This window comes from Marivirga aurantiaca (genome assembly GCF_016679925.1).
Classification (GTDB): Bacteria; Bacteroidota; Bacteroidia; order Cytophagales; family Cyclobacteriaceae; genus Marivirga; species Marivirga aurantiaca.
The window spans coordinates 239,182-258,417 of sequence record NZ_JAEQBW010000006.1; the positions used below are offsets into that span (position 1 = coordinate 239,182).

The 19,236-nt window shown below is 37.8% G+C and carries 18 protein-coding genes; 15 read left to right on the forward strand and 3 right to left on the reverse strand.

The window, feature by feature from the left end; genetic code table 11:
- The first annotated feature begins 338 nt into the window (after positions 1–338).
- The 12 genes from gldA (at position 339) to JKA74_RS14365 (ending at position 11,035) form a co-directional block, all read left to right on the forward strand.
- Entirely contained in the window at positions 339–1,244 is a 906-nt protein-coding gene (gene gldA / locus JKA74_RS14310) for a gliding motility-associated ABC transporter ATP-binding subunit GldA (RefSeq protein WP_201431892.1), read from the forward strand.
- A gap of 4 nt (positions 1,245–1,248) precedes the next feature.
- Positions 1,249–1,983 carry a gliding motility-associated ABC transporter permease subunit GldF gene (gldF, locus tag JKA74_RS14315; protein WP_201431893.1) on the forward strand — a complete coding sequence of 245 codons (735 nt, stop codon included), beginning with the start codon at positions 1,249–1,251 and terminating at the stop codon, positions 1,981–1,983.
- On the forward strand, positions 1,971–3,662 hold the full coding sequence (gene gldG, locus JKA74_RS14320) for a gliding motility-associated ABC transporter substrate-binding protein GldG (protein WP_201431894.1): 1,692 nt from the start codon (positions 1,971–1,973) through the stop codon (positions 3,660–3,662). Before gldF ends, gldG begins: the two co-directional genes overlap by 13 nt.
- The gene (locus tag JKA74_RS14325; protein WP_201431895.1) at positions 3,655–4,590 is read left to right on the forward strand and encodes a hypothetical protein; all 936 of its coding nucleotides are present in this window, start codon (positions 3,655–3,657) and stop codon (positions 4,588–4,590) included. The genes gldG and JKA74_RS14325 overlap by 8 nt, the downstream gene beginning before the upstream one ends.
- A gap of 603 nt (positions 4,591–5,193) precedes the next feature.
- Entirely contained in the window at positions 5,194–6,318 is a 1,125-nt protein-coding gene (gene dnaN / locus JKA74_RS14330; RefSeq protein ID WP_201431896.1) for a DNA polymerase III subunit beta, read from the forward strand.
- Positions 6,319–6,599: 281 nt separating this feature from the next.
- Positions 6,600–7,340 (forward strand): phenylalanine 4-monooxygenase, encoded by a 741-nt coding sequence (locus JKA74_RS14335; protein WP_201431897.1) that lies wholly within the window; start codon positions 6,600–6,602, stop codon positions 7,338–7,340.
- Positions 7,341–7,466: 126 nt separating this feature from the next.
- Complete coding sequence (hisH, locus tag JKA74_RS14340) at positions 7,467–8,051, forward strand: imidazole glycerol phosphate synthase subunit HisH (RefSeq protein WP_201431898.1); 585 nt, start codon at positions 7,467–7,469, stop codon at positions 8,049–8,051.
- 4 nt (positions 8,052–8,055) lie between these two features.
- Positions 8,056–8,775 carry a 1-(5-phosphoribosyl)-5-[(5-phosphoribosylamino)methylideneamino]imidazole-4-carboxamide isomerase gene (gene hisA, locus JKA74_RS14345; RefSeq protein WP_201431899.1) on the forward strand — a complete coding sequence of 240 codons (720 nt, stop codon included), beginning with the start codon at positions 8,056–8,058 and terminating at the stop codon, positions 8,773–8,775.
- A gap of 1 nt (position 8,776) precedes the next feature.
- The gene (gene hisF, locus JKA74_RS14350) at positions 8,777–9,532 is read left to right on the forward strand and encodes an imidazole glycerol phosphate synthase subunit HisF (protein WP_201431900.1); all 756 of its coding nucleotides are present in this window, start codon (positions 8,777–8,779) and stop codon (positions 9,530–9,532) included.
- A gap of 52 nt (positions 9,533–9,584) precedes the next feature.
- The gene (gene hisIE / locus JKA74_RS14355) at positions 9,585–10,181 is read left to right on the forward strand and encodes a bifunctional phosphoribosyl-AMP cyclohydrolase/phosphoribosyl-ATP diphosphatase HisIE (RefSeq protein ID WP_201431901.1); all 597 of its coding nucleotides are present in this window, start codon (positions 9,585–9,587) and stop codon (positions 10,179–10,181) included.
- A 6-nt stretch (positions 10,182–10,187) separates the two neighbouring features.
- Positions 10,188–10,598, forward strand: a complete 411-nt coding sequence (locus JKA74_RS14360) for a hypothetical protein (protein ID WP_201431902.1) — start codon at positions 10,188–10,190, stop codon at positions 10,596–10,598.
- The gene (locus JKA74_RS14365) at positions 10,595–11,035 is read left to right on the forward strand and encodes a hypothetical protein (RefSeq protein ID WP_201431903.1); all 441 of its coding nucleotides are present in this window, start codon (positions 10,595–10,597) and stop codon (positions 11,033–11,035) included. Before JKA74_RS14360 ends, JKA74_RS14365 begins: the two co-directional genes overlap by 4 nt.
- A gap of 1,021 nt (positions 11,036–12,056) precedes the next feature.
- Here JKA74_RS14365 and JKA74_RS14370 read toward each other — a convergent pair.
- Genes JKA74_RS14370 through JKA74_RS14380 form a run of 3 tightly spaced genes read right to left on the reverse strand, consistent with a single transcriptional unit; the run spans position 12,057 to position 14,825 of the window.
- A complete protein-coding gene (locus JKA74_RS14370) occupies positions 12,057–12,734 on the reverse strand; it encodes a nitroreductase family protein (protein WP_201431904.1) in 678 nt (225 codons plus the stop codon).
- The gene (gene kdsB / locus JKA74_RS14375; protein WP_201431905.1) at positions 12,734–13,474 is read right to left on the reverse strand and encodes a 3-deoxy-manno-octulosonate cytidylyltransferase; all 741 of its coding nucleotides are present in this window, start codon (positions 13,472–13,474) and stop codon (positions 12,734–12,736) included. Before kdsB ends, JKA74_RS14370 begins: the two co-directional genes overlap by 1 nt.
- A 7-nt stretch (positions 13,475–13,481) precedes the next feature.
- Complete coding sequence (locus JKA74_RS14380) at positions 13,482–14,825, reverse strand: NfeD family protein (RefSeq protein ID WP_201431906.1); 1,344 nt, start codon at positions 14,823–14,825, stop codon at positions 13,482–13,484.
- Between the two features lie 280 nt (positions 14,826–15,105).
- Here JKA74_RS14380 and JKA74_RS14385 point away from each other — a divergent pair, with 280 nt between their 5' ends.
- From JKA74_RS14385 to JKA74_RS14395, 3 genes are all read left to right on the forward strand, one after another.
- Positions 15,106–16,623 carry a LysM peptidoglycan-binding domain-containing protein gene (locus JKA74_RS14385; protein ID WP_201431907.1) on the forward strand — a complete coding sequence of 506 codons (1,518 nt, stop codon included), beginning with the start codon at positions 15,106–15,108 and terminating at the stop codon, positions 16,621–16,623.
- Positions 16,623–17,405, forward strand: a complete 783-nt coding sequence (locus JKA74_RS14390) for a TIGR02757 family protein (RefSeq protein WP_201431908.1) — start codon at positions 16,623–16,625, stop codon at positions 17,403–17,405. The genes JKA74_RS14385 and JKA74_RS14390 overlap by 1 nt, the downstream gene beginning before the upstream one ends.
- 879 nt (positions 17,406–18,284) lie before the next feature.
- Entirely contained in the window at positions 18,285–18,680 is a 396-nt protein-coding gene (locus JKA74_RS14395) for a hypothetical protein (protein WP_201431909.1), read from the forward strand.
- Positions 18,681–19,236 lie beyond the last annotated feature (556 nt).

Below are 19,236 nucleotides of genomic sequence, written 5' to 3' on the forward strand. Positions count from 1 at the left end.
ACTTAGCGACAGTGCACGTACAATAGTCCTGAAAGGGCTTCATCAACAGCGGAGTGTGTAGCACTCTGCAATTATTGTAGTGATTGAATTAAGCCCTGAAAGGGTGTTATCTCCATTAGCACATTTAATCCCTCTGCCGTGGTTCGTGTCTCACGAACCACTGAATTTTTCGCACTGTTTTCCGTTCATCCTCCCTATAGTCTGTGATTCATAGATCACTACTAAGACCACAAGTTAAAATTCCAATTCTCTAAATCCATATTCATCCATCAGCTTCTCCAATACTTTTATTACTTTTGCGTTAGTTAGAAAATTGTACCTGAACATATATTATATACATGTCCATTCGTGTTCATTCACTAGTTAAAAAATTTGATCAACAACTGGCAGTCAATAATATTTCCTTTGAAATAGATAAAGGCAATATTGTGGGTTTTCTGGGGCCGAATGGCGCTGGTAAATCCACTACCATGAAGATTATCACAGGTACATTACCAGCTACAAGCGGTAAAGTGGAGGTAGATGGTATTGACATAGCCGATGATTTGCAATCAGTGAAAGAGCTGATTGGATACCTGCCTGAACATAACCCGCTTTACCTGGATATGTATGTGCATGAATTTCTCAGGTTCTGCGGAGGCATATATAAGCTTTCAGGAAAAAAATTAAATAACAGAGTGGCTGAGCTGGTGCATTTGTGTGGCTTGGAGAAAGAACAGAATAAATTGATTGGCTCCTTGTCCAAAGGCTACAGGCAAAGAGTGGGGCTGGCCCAGGCATTGGTGCATGATCCTTCAGTTTTGATTTTAGATGAGCCAACTACAGGCCTTGATCCTAACCAAATTATAGAAATCCGTCACCTGATTCAATCCATCAGCAAGGATAAAACTGTATTACTCAGTACACATATTATGCAGGAAGTGCAGGCTCTTTGCCATAGGGCAATTATCATCAAAGAGGGTAAATTGGTGGCCGATCAGCCGGTGAGTGAACTCACCCACGAACAGGAAAAATTCACTATCAGGATAGAACTGGCTTCAGCTGCGGATCTAATTTATTGGACCACCCACGATTTAGTAAATGATTTGAAAAAAATAACAGAAGCGCAATATTTGTTGGAAGCAAAAGCAGACATTAGAAAGGAAATATTTCAATGGGCAACCCAAAACAATGTTGATTTGATAGGAATAGCCCTTGAGAAAGGAAATATGGAAGAAGTGTTCCAAAAACTGACTAAAGATTAAGCCAATGTGGAGCATTTTTAAAAAAGAAATCAACACTTTCCTGAATTCCCTCATCGCCTATATGGTGATGGCTGTATTCTTAATAAGCATGGGCTTATTGGTTTGGGTTTTCCCGGATACTTCCATATTTGAATATGGCTATGCCGATTTAGGTATATTTTTCAATCTGGCACCCTACGTTTTTATGTTCCTGATTCCTGCCATTACCATGCGTGCTTTGGCTGAAGAATCTAAAACAGGAACTTTAGAGCTTCTGTTAACCAAGCCCATTAATGAGTCAGGTTTATTAATAGGGAAATATTTGGCAGGAGTTGCCCTGGTGGTGGTTACGCTAATTCCTACTTTGGTGTATTATTTTTCTTTGTCATACATCAGCAATCCGGCCGGAAATGTAGATACAGCCGGTATAATGGGCGCTTATCTGGGACTGATATTGTTAGCGTCAGCTTATACTTCCATCGGTATTTTCGCCTCTGCATTATCTGATAACCAAATAGTTGCTTTTATCATTGCTGTATTTATCAGTTTTATATTCTTTATGGGATTTTCATCTCTTTCTGATCTGGAAGCTATGTCTGGTTTAGACATTCAACTAGAAAAACTGGGTATGTTAGCACACTATGATGCTTTGGGCAAAGGGGTGATTGATTTGCGGGATGTCATATATTTTGTATCCATGACCATTGCGTTTTTGGGAGCTACTTTCTGGATTTTAAAAATGAAAAAATGGAATTCTTAAACCGAAAGACGACCGAATACACCTTGAAATTCCTGATTGCATTAGTGCTGCTTTTGCTGGTAAATTTTTTAGTACGCTATACTTTAATTCGCTGGGATCTTACGGAAGAGAATCGTTATACCATGAGCGAAGCCACTCAATCGCTATTGCAAAATCTGGAAGAACCATTATATGTGGAGGTTTATTTGGCTGGCGATATTAATCCGGAATTTTCCAGATTGCAAACTGCCATTAAGCAGACGTTGGGCCAGTTTAAGGAATATGCCCACGGCAATTTGCAGTATAGTTTTGTAAATCCAGATGAAGCGGAATCTAAAAAAGCCCGAAATCAGTTTTATAATTATTTGATTGATAAAGGGATTCCGCCAACTACTGTTTATGATGATCAGGAGGGAAGAAAATCCCAGAAAATGATTTTTCCCGGAGCAGAAATAAGCTATAAAGGTCAAAGTTTACCGGTGATTTTATTAAGTGGAAACAATGCTGCAGGGGCGAAAGAAGCCATCAATCAATCTGTCGAAAATCTCGAGTATGAATTGGCTAATACTATTAAAACACTTTCTGATTCGGAAAGAAAGAAAATTGCCTTAATTCAAGGACATGGAGAACCGTCAGGAGCGCAGGTTTTTGGACTGAAAGAAGCATTGGAGAAGAAATTTGATATTTTTGCGCTGACTGACCTAAGTCAACTTTCGCATTTTGATGCGGCTTTGTTTGTAAAGCCAACAGAGAATTTTACCAATTCAGAGTTATATGATATTGACCAGTACATTATGCAGGGAGGGAAAACACTCTTTTTCCTTGATGGATTATCAATAGCAGTGGATAGCATCAAAGAATATGGTGCAATGGCACTGCCAATCGACAATAATCTGGACGATATCCTTTTCAAATATGGAGTGCGAGTTAATAAAGATGTGCTGCAGGATGTAAATAGTGGAAACTTCCCTATTGTGACCGGCAGAATGGGAAAAGATCCTCAAATCCAGCTTTTGCCATGGCCATATTATATTATTTTTAACAATTACGCTAACCATCCAATTGTTAAAAATCTCAATGCAGTCTATGGTAAATTCGTTAGTTCAATTGATACCATTGCTTCGGCAGGAGTAAAAAAGACGCCTTTGATTTTTACTTCAGACTACACCAGACAAATGAATGGGCCAGTACATATTAATTTTGATGATTTGAAAAAAGAGGTGGTGCCTGAAAATTTCAACAAGAAGAATATTCCGGTTGCCTATTTATTGGAGGGTAATTTCAGCTCGGCATACAAAAACCGTTTACCACCTAAGACCAGAGCCAATCAAAAAGCGATTAACCAAAGCGAGCAGAATTCCATCATTGTGGTATCAGACGGAGATTTGCTATTGAGTGAAATCAATAAAGAAGAGGGAACGCCTTTTCCTTTAGGTGTGGATCCTTATGCCCGCCATCCGACCCCATTTGCCAATGAGCAACTGTTGTTGAATATGGTGAACTATATGACGGATGATCAAGGTTTGATTATTTCACGAAACAAAGAATTTAAAATCAGGCCATTGGATAAAGTAAAAATTGCCGAGAATAAATTATTGCTGCAACTATTAAATGTGGCACTGCCTATTCTTCTAATCATTCTATTTGGTGTGGTAAGGTATTTCTGGCGCAAACGAAAATATGCAAGCTTCAATGAGTAAAGCACAAAAAAATAAAAATATAGGCCTTTTAGTTTTGCTGTTGGTATTAGTAGTGGGAGCCATTTGGGCATATCAGTACAATCCTTATTCACAAAAATCCACCACTTTCGATAAGCAACTATTCGCTGTTGAAGATCCTGCTGAACAGCTGACGAAAATTAGTATGCAGTCGGATAAAATCAGCAATGTAATAGAGAAAAAAGATGGGGTGTGGCGCGTAAATGATACGTATGATTTAGACCCCTCTATGAAGGAGGTGTTAATGGCACTGCTGGAAAGGATTTCCATACAAAGGGAAGTGACAGGGCAGGAGATGGAAAGTATTAAAGACCAGGTTTTAGATACAGGAATTCATGTGCAATTATATGGTGAGAATGATTTGCTCAATGAATTTAAAGCAGGAGGGAGCCTTGCCACAGTGAGTTCCTATTTTTTGAAAGATGATCAGGTGTATTCCATGCATTTGCCGGGTTATCAAAGTTATGTGGCCGGTATTTTTGAAGTGAAAGAAAGCGACTGGCGTGACAGAACCATTTTCCCCGGCACCTGGCAAGATATTGTGAGCATGGAAATTCTAGAAGCAGATGGAGACTCCTTAGAATTCAAATATGATGAGGGCTTAATAAAATGGCCACACCCACAGGCCGACAGTGTAAAAGTGATGGATTTTGTGGAGCAGTTTAATTACTTCTATGTAGATCAGTACTTAACCAAAGACAATGAAGTATTCAGATACAAAGATGATTTCCAGTTGAAAGGAAAAATAAATATTGAGGCATTAAATAGCTCAAGAAGCTTGCAGATGACATTTTATACCGTTCCTAACTTCAATGCCATATTAGTTAATTTTAAAGATGATGAATGGGGAGCCATTCCTATTGCAAGGGCTAATAAGTTTTTCCCTAAAAAGGAAAATTTGATGAAGTGATTTTTCTTTATCTAACCTTTCCAAAGTTTCGACTAGCTAGGGTGTTGAATACCTCAATATCAGAAAATCAAGTAATATCCCGATTTACGGACATAAGTTTTGCTCGGAGAGAGCGCGTGGATCGACAAAAAGGCGGGGAATGCGTTGAATTGTAGCGTGGAAGCATCTTTTTGTCTTGATTTTTTCTATCTTTTTTATCAAGAAAAAAGATTAAAAAGAAAATTGGCAAGAAAAATTTTAGATTAATGACTAACCTCAATTTAAAAGCGAAACCTCCAATTAGCGAGGTTTTTTAATATTGCAAGAATTTAAGAAAATCTAATTTAGGTTCCTAAGAATACATTATGGAAATTATTGATTGTCCTATGTAAAGAGAAATCCCTTCTCATTTGAGTTAAAAACCCAATAAATTTTTTACCTCAACTGTATTTTTTAGCTCTACAGCGACAAAATGCTACTAACTTATATTTATTATTTGCTAAATGTAGGATAAAGTATAGATTTGCGAATTTATTTTTAACTTTGTTAGTACAAATTTAATCTATACCTAAAGAGAATTCTGTGGACCTTATCACAGAGCCAACAGATAAACTAAATTAAGAAATGAAATTTATAGTATCCTCATCCGCACTGCTCAAACAAATTTCAGCCATAAACGGTGTTATAACCACCAATCCTGTGGTGCCAATTTTGGAGAACTTTCTGTTTGAAATTCAAGATGGTCTTTTGACTATCACTGCCTCTGATTTGCAGACTTCCATGATCACGGAAATCGATGTGGAATCTTCTGAGAATGGTAATATTGCAGTACCTGCCCGTATCTTAATGGACACCCTTAAAAATTTACCGGAGCAGCCTATTACTATTTCTATCGATGTGGAAACTTATAGTATTGAAATCAGCTCAGACAATGGCCGTTATAAATTAGCCGGTGAAAATGCCACTGATTTCCCAAAAGTACAGGAAGTAGAAAACCCTGACACTGTGGATATTTCAGCTGATGTATTGTCAACAGCTATCAATCACACTATTTATGCCACCAGTAACGATGAATTACGACCGGCAATGGGTGGGGTTTATGTGAAATTTGATGAAACCAACACCACTTTTGTAGCAACTGATGGTAATCGTCTGATCCGTTACAGAAGAGTGGATATTGCCTCAGATGCTGGTACTGGAATCATCATTCCAAGAAAAGCATTGTCTTTATTGAAAAACTGTTTACCTGCTGAGAATGTAAATGTGACTGTTGAGTTCAATATGTCCAACGCATATTTTAAATTCAACCAGATTAAAATGATTTGCCGATTGGTAGATGAGCGTTTCCCTGATTATGAAAACGTGATCCCTGCAGAAAGCAATATCAAAATGACTATTAATAGGCAGGAATTCATGTCTTCCCTGAAGAGGATCAGCATTTACGCCAATAAAACCACTCACCAGGTAAGGTTAAAAATTGCCGGTAGTGAACTACAAATATTTGCGGAAGATTTAGATTTCTCTAATGAAGCCAATGAAATTTTAGCTTGCGACCACCAGGGAGAAGATATCGAAATTGGTTTCAATGCTAAGTTTTTGGTAGAGATGTTGAACAATCTGGACAGTAAAGAAGTCAGCATTGATATGTCGGCTCCTAACAAGGCAGGTTTATTATTCCCATCTGATATGGATGAGAACGAAGATATCCTTTTATTGGTAATGCCAGTGATGTTGAACAACTATGTTTAATAAGCATTAATTTTGCAATTCAAAAAAAGAAACTATATTTGCATCCAATGAAGACGACTCATAACCATTATTATTACTATCATCTATTCCTGACAGGAATCGGTAATGGTATGGTTATGCATTAACTATAGAAATTAAAGAAATTTAATATACCACACAGCCCGATTCTTATGAGTCGGGCTTTTTTTATTTATAATCTGTAGGAAATCAGAAACGAAGATCAAATCCGAAAGATTATGCCTTTTTTTAAACAAAAAATTAAATAAAACACTTTAGAAAAGATGAATCAGGTTTACGAAAATTACACACCGGAAGATCAGGAAGTATGGGGAATCCTTTTTAACAGACAGTTTAAAAATATTGATCTTTCTGCCACTAAGGAATTTTCTCAGGGAGCAGCTAAAATTAAATTCACTCCGGAAGCCATCCCCAATTTTGAGGAAACAAATAAGTATCTGAAAGAATTAACCGGCTGGCAAGTTACAGCAGTTCCGGGAATAGTGGATGATGATAAATTCTTTGAGCTGCTGAGTAACAGGATTTTCCCTGCCACCACCTGGTTACGTACACGTGAGCAATTGGATTACCTGGAGGAACCGGATATGTTCCATGATGTATTTGGTCATATTCCCTTACTGGCAAACCAGCCTTTCGTAGATTTCCTTCAAGGTCTGGCAAAAATCGGTCTGAAGTACCTGGACAACCCCTGGGCAATTCATCTTTTAAGTAGAATTTACTGGTTTACTATTGAGTTTGGTTTAATTCGTGAGAATGGAGAACTCAAAATATACGGAGCCGGAATTATTTCTTCTCCGGGAGAGACGAAGTTCTCATTAAGTAATGAGCCTGAACATTTGGCTTACGACATAGAGGCCATCATCGACAGCAGCTATAAAAAAGATTCATTTCAAACGAAATACTTTATTATTGAAAATTACGAAGAATTGTATAGTTCACTGCCTTTAATTGAGCAAATTATTGAAGACAGACTGAAAGAGCAGCCTGTTAGTAAAGTAAAATGATAATTTTACAATACTCTGGTCTTTGCTTCACAGATCCTGCCAGCCCAGGTTCGTGTCTCACGAACCTGTTGCATAAGTATAGCCCTGCTCCGGTCATATCGGGGTGTTAACTAATTTATAACATATATGAAAGTAGCAATTATAAAATACAATGCAGGTAATATAAAATCAGTATTGCTTGCCTTAAAACGTTTGGGCCTTGAAGGCACTTTAACAGACAATCCGGAGGAAATTTTAGCTGCTGATAAGGTGATTTTTCCCGGTCAGGGAGAGGCGAAATCTGCCATGCGTTATTTGAAAAGCAGAGGATTAGACCAAGTGATTAAATCCATCACGAATCCTTTCCTGGGCATTTGCTTAGGCCTGCAACTATTATGTGAGCATTCCGAGGAAGGAGATACTCCTTGCCTTGGTGTATTTAATAGCCAGGTGAAGAAGTTTCCTGATCACCTGAAAGTGCCTCATATGGGATGGAATACCTTAAGCGAATCTGCTGACCCTATTTTTAAAGACATTCAATTTCCGGCTTATTTTTATTTCGTGCACAGCTATTATGCCACAGTTTCGGCACAAACACTATCACAAACAGATTATATGTTACCCTTTAGTGCGGTGTTGAAAAAGGATAATTTCTACGCCATTCAGCCGCACCCTGAAAAAAGTGCGGATGTCGGAGAGCAATTTTTAAAGAACTTTTTATTCAATATTTAAAACTATGTATATAATACCTGCAATAGACATCATAGACGGAAAATGCGTTCGCTTAACAAAAGGTGACTACAATCAGAAAACCGAGTACAACAGCAATCCATTGGCCGTTGCTAAAGAATTTGAGGCGGCCGGACTTAAACGCCTGCACCTGGTGGATTTGGATGGTGCAAAAGCCAAAAAGGTGATTAATTTACCGGTTTTACGATCAATAGCTGAGAATACTGCTTTGGAAGTTGATTTTGGCGGAGGAGTGCAAAGTACTGAGGACCTTGCTGCAGTATTTAAAGCAGGAGCAAAGCAGATTACCGGAGGAAGTGTAGCAGTTAAAAATGAAGCGTTATTTACTGAATGGATACAGGAATTTGGAGGAGAGAAAATCATTTTAGGCGCAGATGTTAAGGGTAGGAATATAGCGATCCATGGCTGGCAGGAAAGTGCAGACTGGCACATTTTTGATTTCCTGGAGCACTATCTCAATAAAGGAATTACACATGTAGTTTGCACTGATGTTTCCAAAGATGGGGTGCTTCAGGGAACTTCTAATGAATTGTATGCTGAAATTATAGAGAGGTTTCCTCAAATTAAGCTGATAGCAAGTGGAGGTGTCAGTAGTATGAATGATTTAGATTTATTAGATGAAATGAACATTTATGGAGCCATAGTGGGGAAAGCCATTTATGAAAAGAGGATAGAATTGAACGAATTAGAAAGATTTTTAAAATAATATGCTTACGAAAAGAATAATTCCTTGCCTGGATATTAAGAATGGCCGTACTGTAAAAGGTGTTAATTTTCTGGAACTCCGTGATGCGGGCGATCCGGTTGAATTAGCTAAATTATATGCAGAACAAGGGGCAGACGAGCTGGTTTTTTTGGATATCACGGCTACCAATGAAAAGCGAAAAACTTTAGCTGAATTGGTAGGTCAGGTTGCAGAAGCCATTAACATTCCATTCACGGTGGGTGGAGGCATTAGTACAGTGGAGGATGTATCAGTATTATTGGCTGCAGGAGCGGATAAAGTTTCCATTAATTCTGCGGCAGTACGAAATCCTCAGATCATTAAAGAAATGGCTGATGAGTTTGGTTCCCAATGCATTGTAGTAGCTATTGATAGTCGTCTGGTAAACGGTAGAAACCTTGTGCATACTCATGGAGGCTCTGTTCCCACTACAATTGAAACGGAGGATTGGGTGCAAGAGGTAGTGGCTTTGGGTGCCGGGGAAATTTTATTGACTTCCATGGACCATGATGGTACCAAATCTGGCTTTGCCGATGAGCTATTGGCCAGAATTTCCTCTTTAGTGAATGTGCCCATCATTGCTTCCGGTGGGGCGGGTAATATGGAGCATTTTTTTGATACCTTTACCACAGGGAAATCCGATGCAGCATTAGCAGCTAGTATATTCCACTTTAAGGAAATAGGCATACCTGATTTAAAAGCTTACCTGAAAGAAAAAAACATTGCCATCAGGATTTAAAAGTCTACTTATCTGAACTCATAATTCTACAAATCGTAAATCTAAATTAACAATGGAGATACCTAATTTTTCAAAAGGTGAAAATGGACTTTTACCTGCTATCATACAAGATGAAACAACAGGGAAAGTTTTAATGTTGGGCTATATGAACGAAGCCGCTTTAAAACAGACGTATGAAATTGATAAAGTAACATTTTTTAGCCGGAGCAAAAACAGGTTGTGGACGAAAGGGGAGAGCTCCGGGAATTATTTGCATGTGAGAAACATTGCTTTTGATTGCGATCAGGATGCCATCTTGATCAAAGCAAAGCCGGAGGGGCCCACTTGCCATACCGGAGCAGATACCTGCTGGAATGAGAAAAATGAAAGCATTGGTTTTATTGCTCAATTGGAAAGGGTAATTGAAAGCCGGAAGAATGGTGGAGATGAAAAATCTTACGTAAAGAGCTTATTTGATAAGGGAATTAATAAAATTGCCCAAAAAGTAGGGGAGGAAGCCATTGAAGTAGTGATAGAGGCCAAAGATAATGATTATGATTTGTTTCTGAATGAATCCGCAGATTTATTGTTTCATTATCTTATCTTACTTCAGGCGAAAGGATTTAAGCTGCAGGATGTAGTTAAAATATTGGAAAGTCGTCATCGTTAAGTGAATATGAAAACCTGGATATTTTTCTTAATCCCGTTAATATTTTTAGTCTCTTGTAAAGAAGAGGAGGAAGATAACTGTGCAGAAAGCATTGTCTGTTCCGATGTGTTCATTTCAATTAGTGTGAATATCAAAGATTCTGATGGTGAAGCTGTAGTTTTAGATGAATTTTATACTTTTATAGATTCCAGAACTAAAATTGAATTGGATAGAAGTGATTTTCAAATTGAAAAAGGAATTTATCCTGTTGCCACCGATGCAAATGAAGATTTAATTGATTTTGAGGGTACTAATGTGGTTTTTGTAGGTAAAATGGATGGCGAAAATGTAATAGAGCATCCTATGATTATTGGAAAAGACTGCTGTCATATTAAGCTTATACAAGGAGAAGAAGAAATAATAATAGATGAATTATGAGGAAATTATTGATATTACTTAGCTTTATTTCATTGGCAGCCACTTGTCAGGATAAAAAATCTTCCGATGCGAAAACAGAGAATCCTTGTGATCCTGATATCATGTGTACGATGGTTTTTGCTACTGTAGATGTTCAGATTGTCAATGAGGCAGGGGAGCCTGTCAAATTTGATAAATATTATTCTGTAATAGATGGTGAAATTATTAACCTTCAGGAGCAAGACGATTATCAGCAAGAAAATGGCTACTATCCTGTGGCAACGGACAATGAAATGAGCAAAGTTGATTTTGAGGGGACAGAAGTGGAGTTTGTTGGTGAAAAAAATGGAAAGGAAATAATTTCCACCAAAATGATCATTGGAAAAGACTGTTGTCATATCCAAAAAATATCCGGAGATGAAACAATAGTTGTGTTTAGTTCTGATTCCGACAATTAGGCTACTCTCGATAAATACCTGAAAGTTTCCAAACCGAATAAACTCCCGATGTGGGAGACATGGGGATATGCTTGAGAGAGCATTTGGAAGCTCGCCTTCAATGTCGTTAAGTTAAGACAAACCTCCTTCTCCCTTTGGAGAAGGATAAAAGGTTGAGGTTTTAGTTTAAAGCTTAACTTAACGACATTGAGCTCGTCTTTCTCCCCTGTGTTTGTATCTTCAAATGCATAAAAGGCGCTTAGTAAATATCGCATTAGAGCAAAACGGTAAACTATCCAATCAAAAAAAACCTTCAATAAGATTTAGAGAAAGCACTTTTTATTTCACTCCTAACGGAGCTTTGTTGTATACCTGCTGGCATTTCTATTAGGATTTTACCCCCCTGGGGCAAATCAGCATGAGACTATGACTAAGTGTAAACAATTTCACAGCTCAAATTACCACACATTGTTCAAATAAAAGAAACCTGAAATTCAGATTCAGAACTCCTGACCTTATTAAAATGCTTCAAGGTAATCCACTTATAACCTTCTCAAATGGGATATCTCCCAGATTTATATAAGCAGTAAACGATATTTTCCATCGCTATGGTTTACTTGATCTCCTTTTAGGGCATGCTATAACAGTTTTTTGCGACAATTCAAGTTTGCGATCAAATGCGCTTTTTATCAAATTTTTAAGGTCAAATCGGGAGTTCTGAGATTTATATATTTAAGGCATATTGTGCAAAGCATTCACCACAGCTCCGGAGGAGCCTGATCATAATAGCTAATAATTAAAGTCGAACCAAAGCTCCAGAGGAGCGACATTATGTCACTATCCTGTTCAACAATCGCACAAATTTTCAGAAAAGTTCTAGTTTGAATTTACATTCGAATTGAGATGATTAGCTTTCAAGCCAAGCCCGATGCCGACCTGTGGCCTGATCTCATGCCTTCGTCTCCACAAATGGATAAAATCCATAAAATTTAGAAAATGGCTATTTTTCCTTTACAAATGAAAAGTATAATGAGGTTAATTTTCATTCATAAAATACAGCTACCTCATCCAGGCTTTTTCTTTCAATTTTAGGAACAAAAGTTTCTTCAGCAGGGTATCCTACAGGTAGTAATAAGAAAGGCCTTTCGTTTTTTGGGCGTCCTAATATTTCTGTTAAAAAGTTCATCGGACTCGGAGTGTGGGTTAAAGTAACCAGACCGGCCTGATGTATGGCTGAAATCAAAAAACCGCAGGCAATCCCCACCGATTCATTGACGTAATAATTGTTTGATTTCTCGCCATCTTCTTCTTCATACACCTTTTTAAATACAATGATAAGGTAAGGTGCTGTTTCTAGAAAAGGTTTTCTCCAATCTGTGCCCAAAGGTTGAAGGTCTTTCAGCCATCTTTCACTCATCCTGCCGCTATAGCTTTCTTGCTCTTCTTTTTCAGCCGCAGCCCTAATCTCCTTTTTAGTTGCTTTATTGGATACCACACAAAAAGTCCATGGCTGTTTGTGAGCTCCTGAAGGGGCACTCGATGCAGTTTTTACAATATTTTCTATCACTTCCCTAGGTACTGCTTTGTCAGAATATTCCCGAACAGACCTTCTCTTGTCCAATTGACGATAATAAGTATTGCTTTGAGAAAGCATTTCCTGCTCTGATAGATGTTGATGTTCAAATTGGATATAAGGATATCCTTTAATTTCCTTTTCCATTATACTTTCATTTCTTTTAGAGCCCTTTCCAAATCTTCAGGTGTATCAATACCAATAGTTTCTATATTTGTAGTTGCTGTTCTAATTCTGTAACCATTCTCAATCCAGCGCAATTGCTCAAGTGATTCAGCCATTTCAAGTGGAGTGGGTGCTAAAGTGACAATTTTACCTAATGCATCTATTCTGTAACCATATATTCCGATATGTTTGTAGTGCTGGTGGCTTTTCATCCAGTCCTCCAAAGGAATATTCCTCATGTGCGGAATGGACGAACGGGAGAAATATAAAGCAAGCCCGGTATCTGTTTTTAGGGCTTTCACTATATTAGGGTTTTCCAGTTCTTCTATGCTTTCAATCCTTTTAATAAGGGTAGCTATTTCAGTATTCCTGTTGAAAGTGGAGGTTAAAAGCTGTATTTGTTCCGGAGCAATAAAAGGCTCATCTCCCTGGATATTAATAACGAAATCGTAATGTCCTCCATCCAGTTGTAAGGCTTCATAGCACCTTTCAGTACCACTTGTATGGTTGGGGGAGGTCATGTAAACTTCATGCCCCAGTTTCTTGACATGATCAAAAATTCTTTGGTCATCGGTAGCAACTATTACTTTCTTGAGAACTCCGGCAGATTTGCATTGTTCAATTACCCGCTGAATCATGCTTTTCCCAGCTATGTCCACCAATGGTTTGCCTGGAAACCTTGTTGAGCCATACCTGGAGGGGATGATGCCTATTATATCCATATCGCTATTATTCTAATTTTTTCACTTTCAAACTAGTTCCACTTTCTTCTATCACTATAATTTCTGTCCCCGGCTCTAAATATTCACCTCTTGTATAGGCATCATACAACTCTCCATCAATCTCCACTTTTCCACTTGGCCGAAGTACTGAATATACAGTGCCGGTTTTTGCCATAAGTCCGGCTACTATAAATCTTGAGGAGTAGCCGGACTCCTTACTCTGCACTCCTTGCAAAGCTACCCGCTTAAAAAATTTAGTGTTGGTGAGTCGAACTCCTCCAAAGAACATGAGAATCATGCTTCCGAAAAGCCCGGCCAGGGTCGTGAGCAAAGCCCTTGTAATGTTTTCGCCTGGTACAAATTGAAAATCGAATACATTGTTGTTCAGCATAATCAAAACCAGGGATCCAATTGTTAAAATAAGACCTGAAATGCCAAAGACACCAAATCCCGGTATCACGAAAATTTCCAGGGCAATTAAGATTAAACCAATAATAAAAACCAGTATTTCCCAGTTTTCAGCCAAACCGTTTAGGTAGTAGGGTACTAAATACAAAATAAGGGCCACTACAGATGCCATAATAGGAAAACCAACTCCCGGTGTTTGTAATTCAAAATACAAACCACCGATAATGATCAATATCAGGATTCCACTAATAAAAGGATTGATAAAAAATGAGATGATATCTTCAACAACTCCGGGTTCATAATAGTGAACCGGTTTTTGATCTAACGAAAGATGGTCTAAGAGCATAGCCAGAGAAATGAATTCTCCTTCACAATAATCGTATTTGATAGCTTCTGAAGTGGAAAAGGTGATAACTTCCCCTGCTTCTGATATGCCTTCTACTATAAGCTTTTCATCTACCATGGCTTCCGCTATTTTAGGATCCCTGCCTCTGGCTTCTGCGGTTGCCCGCATAATGGAGCGCATATACGATTGGTACTTGTCCGGTGCAGCTTCCCCTGTCTGGTTTACTACTGTAGCAGCACCAATGCTTGATCCGGGAGCCATATAAATGCTGTCACATGCTATTGAAATCAAAGCACCTGCCGATGCAGCATTGTTATCAATAAAAACATAGACCGGAATTTCAAGATCAAGGAGTGCTGACCTGATTTCATCCGCATCATACAAAGCACCGCCATAAGTGTTCATCTCAATGATGACATGGCTGCTGTTTCTGGCTTTAGCCTCTGCCAATGCCAGTTCAACATATCTTTTGGTACGGGCATCAATCTGATCTTTTATTTCCATGATAAAGACACCACCATCTATAGAATCCGGTACTGTCTGAGCAGAAATCTGAAGAGAGATTAAAACGCAAATGATAAGGAGTAATTTTCTCATATACTTTATAATGATTTTCAATTTAGCAGAATAAGCTTTAAGCTACAAAAGTATTACTTTTAAATTCTATGTTATTTTTTGTTTAAACGTAATTTTATTGGTTGACAAATATAATTGATCTGGCTTTAGATTCGTTTCTTCATCAGCATTCAGATGAATGAGAATGTTGGAACACCTAAAATGAATTCGAAATCTTTTAGTGTTTGATTTTACAAAGAGTAAGTAAATACGCATTTTTGTAAAGCTTTTCCCGTTGACAATAATTGATATGATTCAAAATTTGAAATATTTACTTTTTCTATTCCTTTTAGTGGCCTCATTGCAGACAAAGGCTGCAATTGATTCTTTGGGCATCAAAACAATTGATGGCAAAAAATATATTCTTCATAAAGTAGAAGCCAAAGAAACACTTTATTCCATAGCCAGGCGCTACCATGTAAGTGTAACTGAAATCACCAATGCCAATGAATCTGAAAAAGATGGACTCAACATTGATCAGATCGGCAGAATTTTAAGAGTGCCATATAAGCCGGAGGAATTCAAGGCCCCGCTCAGAAACACCAGCTCAAAAAAAGATAAATCCGAACCTACTAAGCATAAAGTAGTAGCCGGTGAAACGCTGTACTCACTTTCGAGAAAATACAATGTAACTACTGATCAACTTAAAGAATGGAATGAAATGGAAACCAATGACCTGTCTATTGGCAGGGAGATTTGGGTAATGAAGCCGGGAGGAGATCAAGAACAGGTTCCGGTAGCAAATGTGAAAAGTAAGAAAGAAGATACTACTAAAAACACTATAGAGCATACAGTGGATTTTGGGGAGACTATTTACAGTATTTCCAAAAAATATGATGTAGCACAAAAAGATATCATGGCCTGGAACCGCTTAAAGGATGCTAACATTGCTGTGGGGCAAAGGTTGATTATTAAAGGAGGGAAACAGTTGGCCCAAGAGGAAGCAGTTGAGCAAAATAAAAATTCTCAGCAGTTGAGTGTTCAAACTTTTCATATTGCAAAAGCAGATGACAGCTATAAGTCAATTGCAAATATGTATGGACTTAAAGCTTCCGATCTTAAGAAATGGAATACTTTTAAAGATCCCTTTAAAGGAGGTGAAGTAGTCAAAATAGTGGGGCCGGAAATAGCTAAGGAGAAGTCGCCAGCACCGGAAAAGGAAGAAATTTCCGAAGATCAGGAGAATGTGCATGTGGTGGTTTCAGGGGAAACTATCTTTAGCCTGTCCGACAAATATGATGTAAATATGGAGGACCTGCGGAAATGGAACAATATGAAAAATTACCAGTTGAGCGTGGGACAAAAATTGTACATCAGCAATCCGGATTCCATGGCATTTGTGTCGGGAAATAAGGATACAACAGAAATTGAAGAAAATAATGCTTCTGAACCTAATGGGGATGAGCAAATGATAGCCGATAATCCTGTGATTGCTGAAAATGTACAAAAACAAGATACCAAGGCTTATTTTACAGTAGAAGCTGAGGATGTGCCGAAAATTGAGAAGGTAAAGGAAATTGGCATAGCAGAAGTTATTGCAGGTTCTGATGGCACAGAGAAGTACCTTGCCCTTCACAGAACAGCCAAAATTGGCACCATCATGCAGGTGCGTAACGACCTGAACGATCAAATCGTTTTTGTGCGTGTGTTGGGAAAACTACCCAATACAGGAGTAGATGACAAAGTAATTATACGCATCTCCAAGAAAGCATTTGAAAAGCTGGGAGGAGTCGATTATAAATTCCCTGTTGAGATCAGCTACTTACCCCTGAAAGATTAATGCCTTCTTTTGATTCCATCAAGGATTTATTGGATGAGAAATATTTGCTTTATAACCAACCTGAATTTATTAAGGATGACCCGGTAAGCATTCCTCATTCATTTACTAAAAAGCAGGATATTGAAATTGCCGGTTTTTGGGCAGCTATACTTGCCTGGGGACAGCGAATTACTATCATTAATAAGTGCAAAGCGCTGTTTGAGATGATGGATAATGCCCCGCATGATTTTATATTAAATCATACAGATAATGATTTAAAGTTATTTCTGAACTTTAAACACAGGACTTTTAATGCGACAGATACTTTATATTTTATCCAATTCTTTAAAGAATTTTATACTCTGAATGACAGCCTGGAGAATGCTTTTTTACAGCCTCATCCTCAGTCGGAAAATTTTATTAAAGAGAGTTTAACAGCATTTCACCATTCTTTTTTTCAATCTGAAATCGCTCCTCAAAGGACTAGAAAGCATATTGCCACTCCTGAAAGAAAATCAGCTTGCAAAAGATTGAACATGTTTCTTCGGTGGATGGTAAGAAAAGATGGAAATGGTGTAGATTTTGGTATTTGGCAGAATATCAAAACCAGTCAGTTGATTTGCCCCTGCGATTTGCATGTGGACAGGGTGGCGCGTAAATTGGGTTTAATTCAAAGAAAGCAAACCGACTGGCAAACTGCTGAGGAATTAACAGCAGCTTTAAGGAAAATGGATGCCAGTGATCCTGTGAAATATGATTTTGCGCTATTTGGCTTAGGAATAGTGGAAGGTTTCGCCAAATAAATAGACAAATGTTTGAAATTTGTGTTTAACTTGGTTGAAAGGTGTTTTTGTGTGGAGTACTCTTGATAAATACTACCATGTCAGAAAACCAAATAAAATTTGCTCGTATAGAGCGGGCAGGCCGGCAAAAAGGCGGGGAGCGAGTTGGATTGCAGCGTGGAAGCATCTTTTTGTCTTGATTTTTTGTATCTTTTTGATCAAGCAAAAAGATAAAGAATAAAATTTGGTCTAAGAATACTTGAAAATTGAGTTAAACCTCAATATTAAATGAAATTCCTGTTTTTGAGGTTTTATACTTAGATTTAGATTTTATAAACACTCATAAAAACAAGGAGATCCAGTTTTATAATGTAAAATTCATTTTTCATGAGGAGCCTAATCACAGTCAACAAACTGTTGTACAATCTCCTGTGATGTGAATTACAACAAAAGAAAGACACATGTTTCAGCAATTATTGGACAAAATTTACAGGAACCCTAAAAAGCTTTTTTTAATAGACAGTTTCGGTGCGATATTATCAGCATTTTTGTTGGGGGTGGTCTTAGTTAAATTCCAAAGTATATTCGGGATTCCTATCCCAACACTCTACTTTCTGGCCCTTCTGCCTTGTTTATTTGCAGTCTATGATTTTTACTGCTTTACCAGAGCAAATAAAAATATCGGCTTATTCCTGAAAGGTATTGCTTATATAAATGTATCCTATTGTTTTATATCCCTGGGATTAGCATTTTATCATTTCAACACAATCACCTATTTAGGTTGGGCCTATGTTCTTCTTGAAGTTTTTATTGTGATGACTCTTGTTAAAGTTGAATTAAGAACTGCTAATTTCTTTTCAGTAGGATAGGATACCACTTTAAAAAGGACTTCGAATCATAATGATGAATACATATTTTCTATTGGCGGGTATACTTTGTTTTCTGTTGGGACTTGCTCATTCCCTAATTGGTGAGTACCTGATTTTCAAAGAAAAAAGAAAAACAGGAAAATTGGTGCCCACAAAAGGGAGTGTAGGATTAAAAGAACGGCATCTGCGGATTATATGGGCAACATGGCATCTGGCTTCATTTTTTGGATGGTGTATTGGAGCATTTCTTGTGAAAATCTCCCTGGAACGGAACAGCTTGGATTCTGAAATTCTGGATTTTTTAATCAATGCAACTACCTACACCATGTTTGCTTCTTCTTTCCTGGTACTCATTGGAACTAAAGGAAAACATCCCGGCTGGATAGTCTTTATGTTAATTGGAATATTATTGATCGCAGGGAATTAATGAAAACCGGCACCAGCATTGATGTGGTCGGCACAGGCTGAACCCGAATTCAGGTTTCCTAAGATGGGTGTTTAATGCATATTTTTCAATAAATAGTATTATTATTTGAGTGGAGAGTAAATAAAATAATCTATCTTAGCTCTGCACCCTTATTCGATTCAACCAATCGCCTGAAAAATTTTTGGAGAGTTGGTTAACATGATGCAGTCGTTTATAAATGGTTGTAAGCGTTTAAAAATGGCTATAGGAGTGGATATAAAGGAAATAAACGTGGGGTGCACATATCTGATTGTTGGCAACAATATAAGCCAAACCAGATATGAAACACTTAATGATTGTGATTCTTCTTTGCTTTTTATTTAGTTCTTGTGTATTTGACCATACAGCGGTAACAGAAGACCTTGGTAATGGATATATTTTTTAGGAGACGGACATGAATCTCAAATCCTTTATGACCCTAATCAAAACGATGAAAAAAAAGGCGGATTAATTGTGACAGGCTCAGAGGTTGTGGAATATAATTCTAATTCAAGGTATATAATTGCAAAATCTATTG

What these genes read in the sequence shown, in the direction of transcription:
- JKA74_RS14325 (WP_201431895.1), top strand. Translation starts at nt 3,655, where the DNA reads ATGAGTAAAGCACAAAAAAATAAAAATATAGGCCTTTTAGTTTTGCTG.
- hisH (WP_201431898.1), top strand. Translation starts at nt 7,467, where the DNA reads ATGAAAGTAGCAATTATAAAATACAATGCAGGTAATATAAAATCAGTA.
- hisF (WP_201431900.1), top strand. Translation starts at nt 8,777, where the DNA reads ATGCTTACGAAAAGAATAATTCCTTGCCTGGATATTAAGAATGGCCGT.
- hisIE (WP_201431901.1), top strand. Translation starts at nt 9,585, where the DNA reads ATGGAGATACCTAATTTTTCAAAAGGTGAAAATGGACTTTTACCTGCT.
- gldG (WP_201431894.1), top strand. Translation starts at nt 1,971, where the DNA reads ATGGAATTCTTAAACCGAAAGACGACCGAATACACCTTGAAATTCCTG.
- JKA74_RS14335 (WP_201431897.1), top strand. Translation starts at nt 6,600, where the DNA reads ATGAATCAGGTTTACGAAAATTACACACCGGAAGATCAGGAAGTATGG.
- gldA (WP_201431892.1), top strand. Translation starts at nt 339, where the DNA reads ATGTCCATTCGTGTTCATTCACTAGTTAAAAAATTTGATCAACAACTG.
- JKA74_RS14395 (WP_201431909.1), top strand. Translation starts at nt 18,285, where the DNA reads ATGATGAATACATATTTTCTATTGGCGGGTATACTTTGTTTTCTGTTG.
- JKA74_RS14390 (WP_201431908.1), top strand. Translation starts at nt 16,623, where the DNA reads ATGCCTTCTTTTGATTCCATCAAGGATTTATTGGATGAGAAATATTTG.
- hisA (WP_201431899.1), top strand. Translation starts at nt 8,056, where the DNA reads ATGTATATAATACCTGCAATAGACATCATAGACGGAAAATGCGTTCGC.
- JKA74_RS14360 (WP_201431902.1), top strand. Translation starts at nt 10,188, where the DNA reads ATGAAAACCTGGATATTTTTCTTAATCCCGTTAATATTTTTAGTCTCT.
- dnaN (WP_201431896.1), top strand. Translation starts at nt 5,194, where the DNA reads ATGAAATTTATAGTATCCTCATCCGCACTGCTCAAACAAATTTCAGCC.
- kdsB (WP_201431905.1), bottom strand. Translation starts at nt 13,474, where the DNA reads ATGGATATAATAGGCATCATCCCCTCCAGGTATGGCTCAACAAGGTTT.
- JKA74_RS14365 (WP_201431903.1), top strand. Translation starts at nt 10,595, where the DNA reads ATGAGGAAATTATTGATATTACTTAGCTTTATTTCATTGGCAGCCACT.
- JKA74_RS14380 (WP_201431906.1), bottom strand. Translation starts at nt 14,825, where the DNA reads ATGAGAAAATTACTCCTTATCATTTGCGTTTTAATCTCTCTTCAGATT.
- gldF (WP_201431893.1), top strand. Translation starts at nt 1,249, where the DNA reads ATGTGGAGCATTTTTAAAAAAGAAATCAACACTTTCCTGAATTCCCTC.
- JKA74_RS14370 (WP_201431904.1), bottom strand. Translation starts at nt 12,734, where the DNA reads ATGGAAAAGGAAATTAAAGGATATCCTTATATCCAATTTGAACATCAA.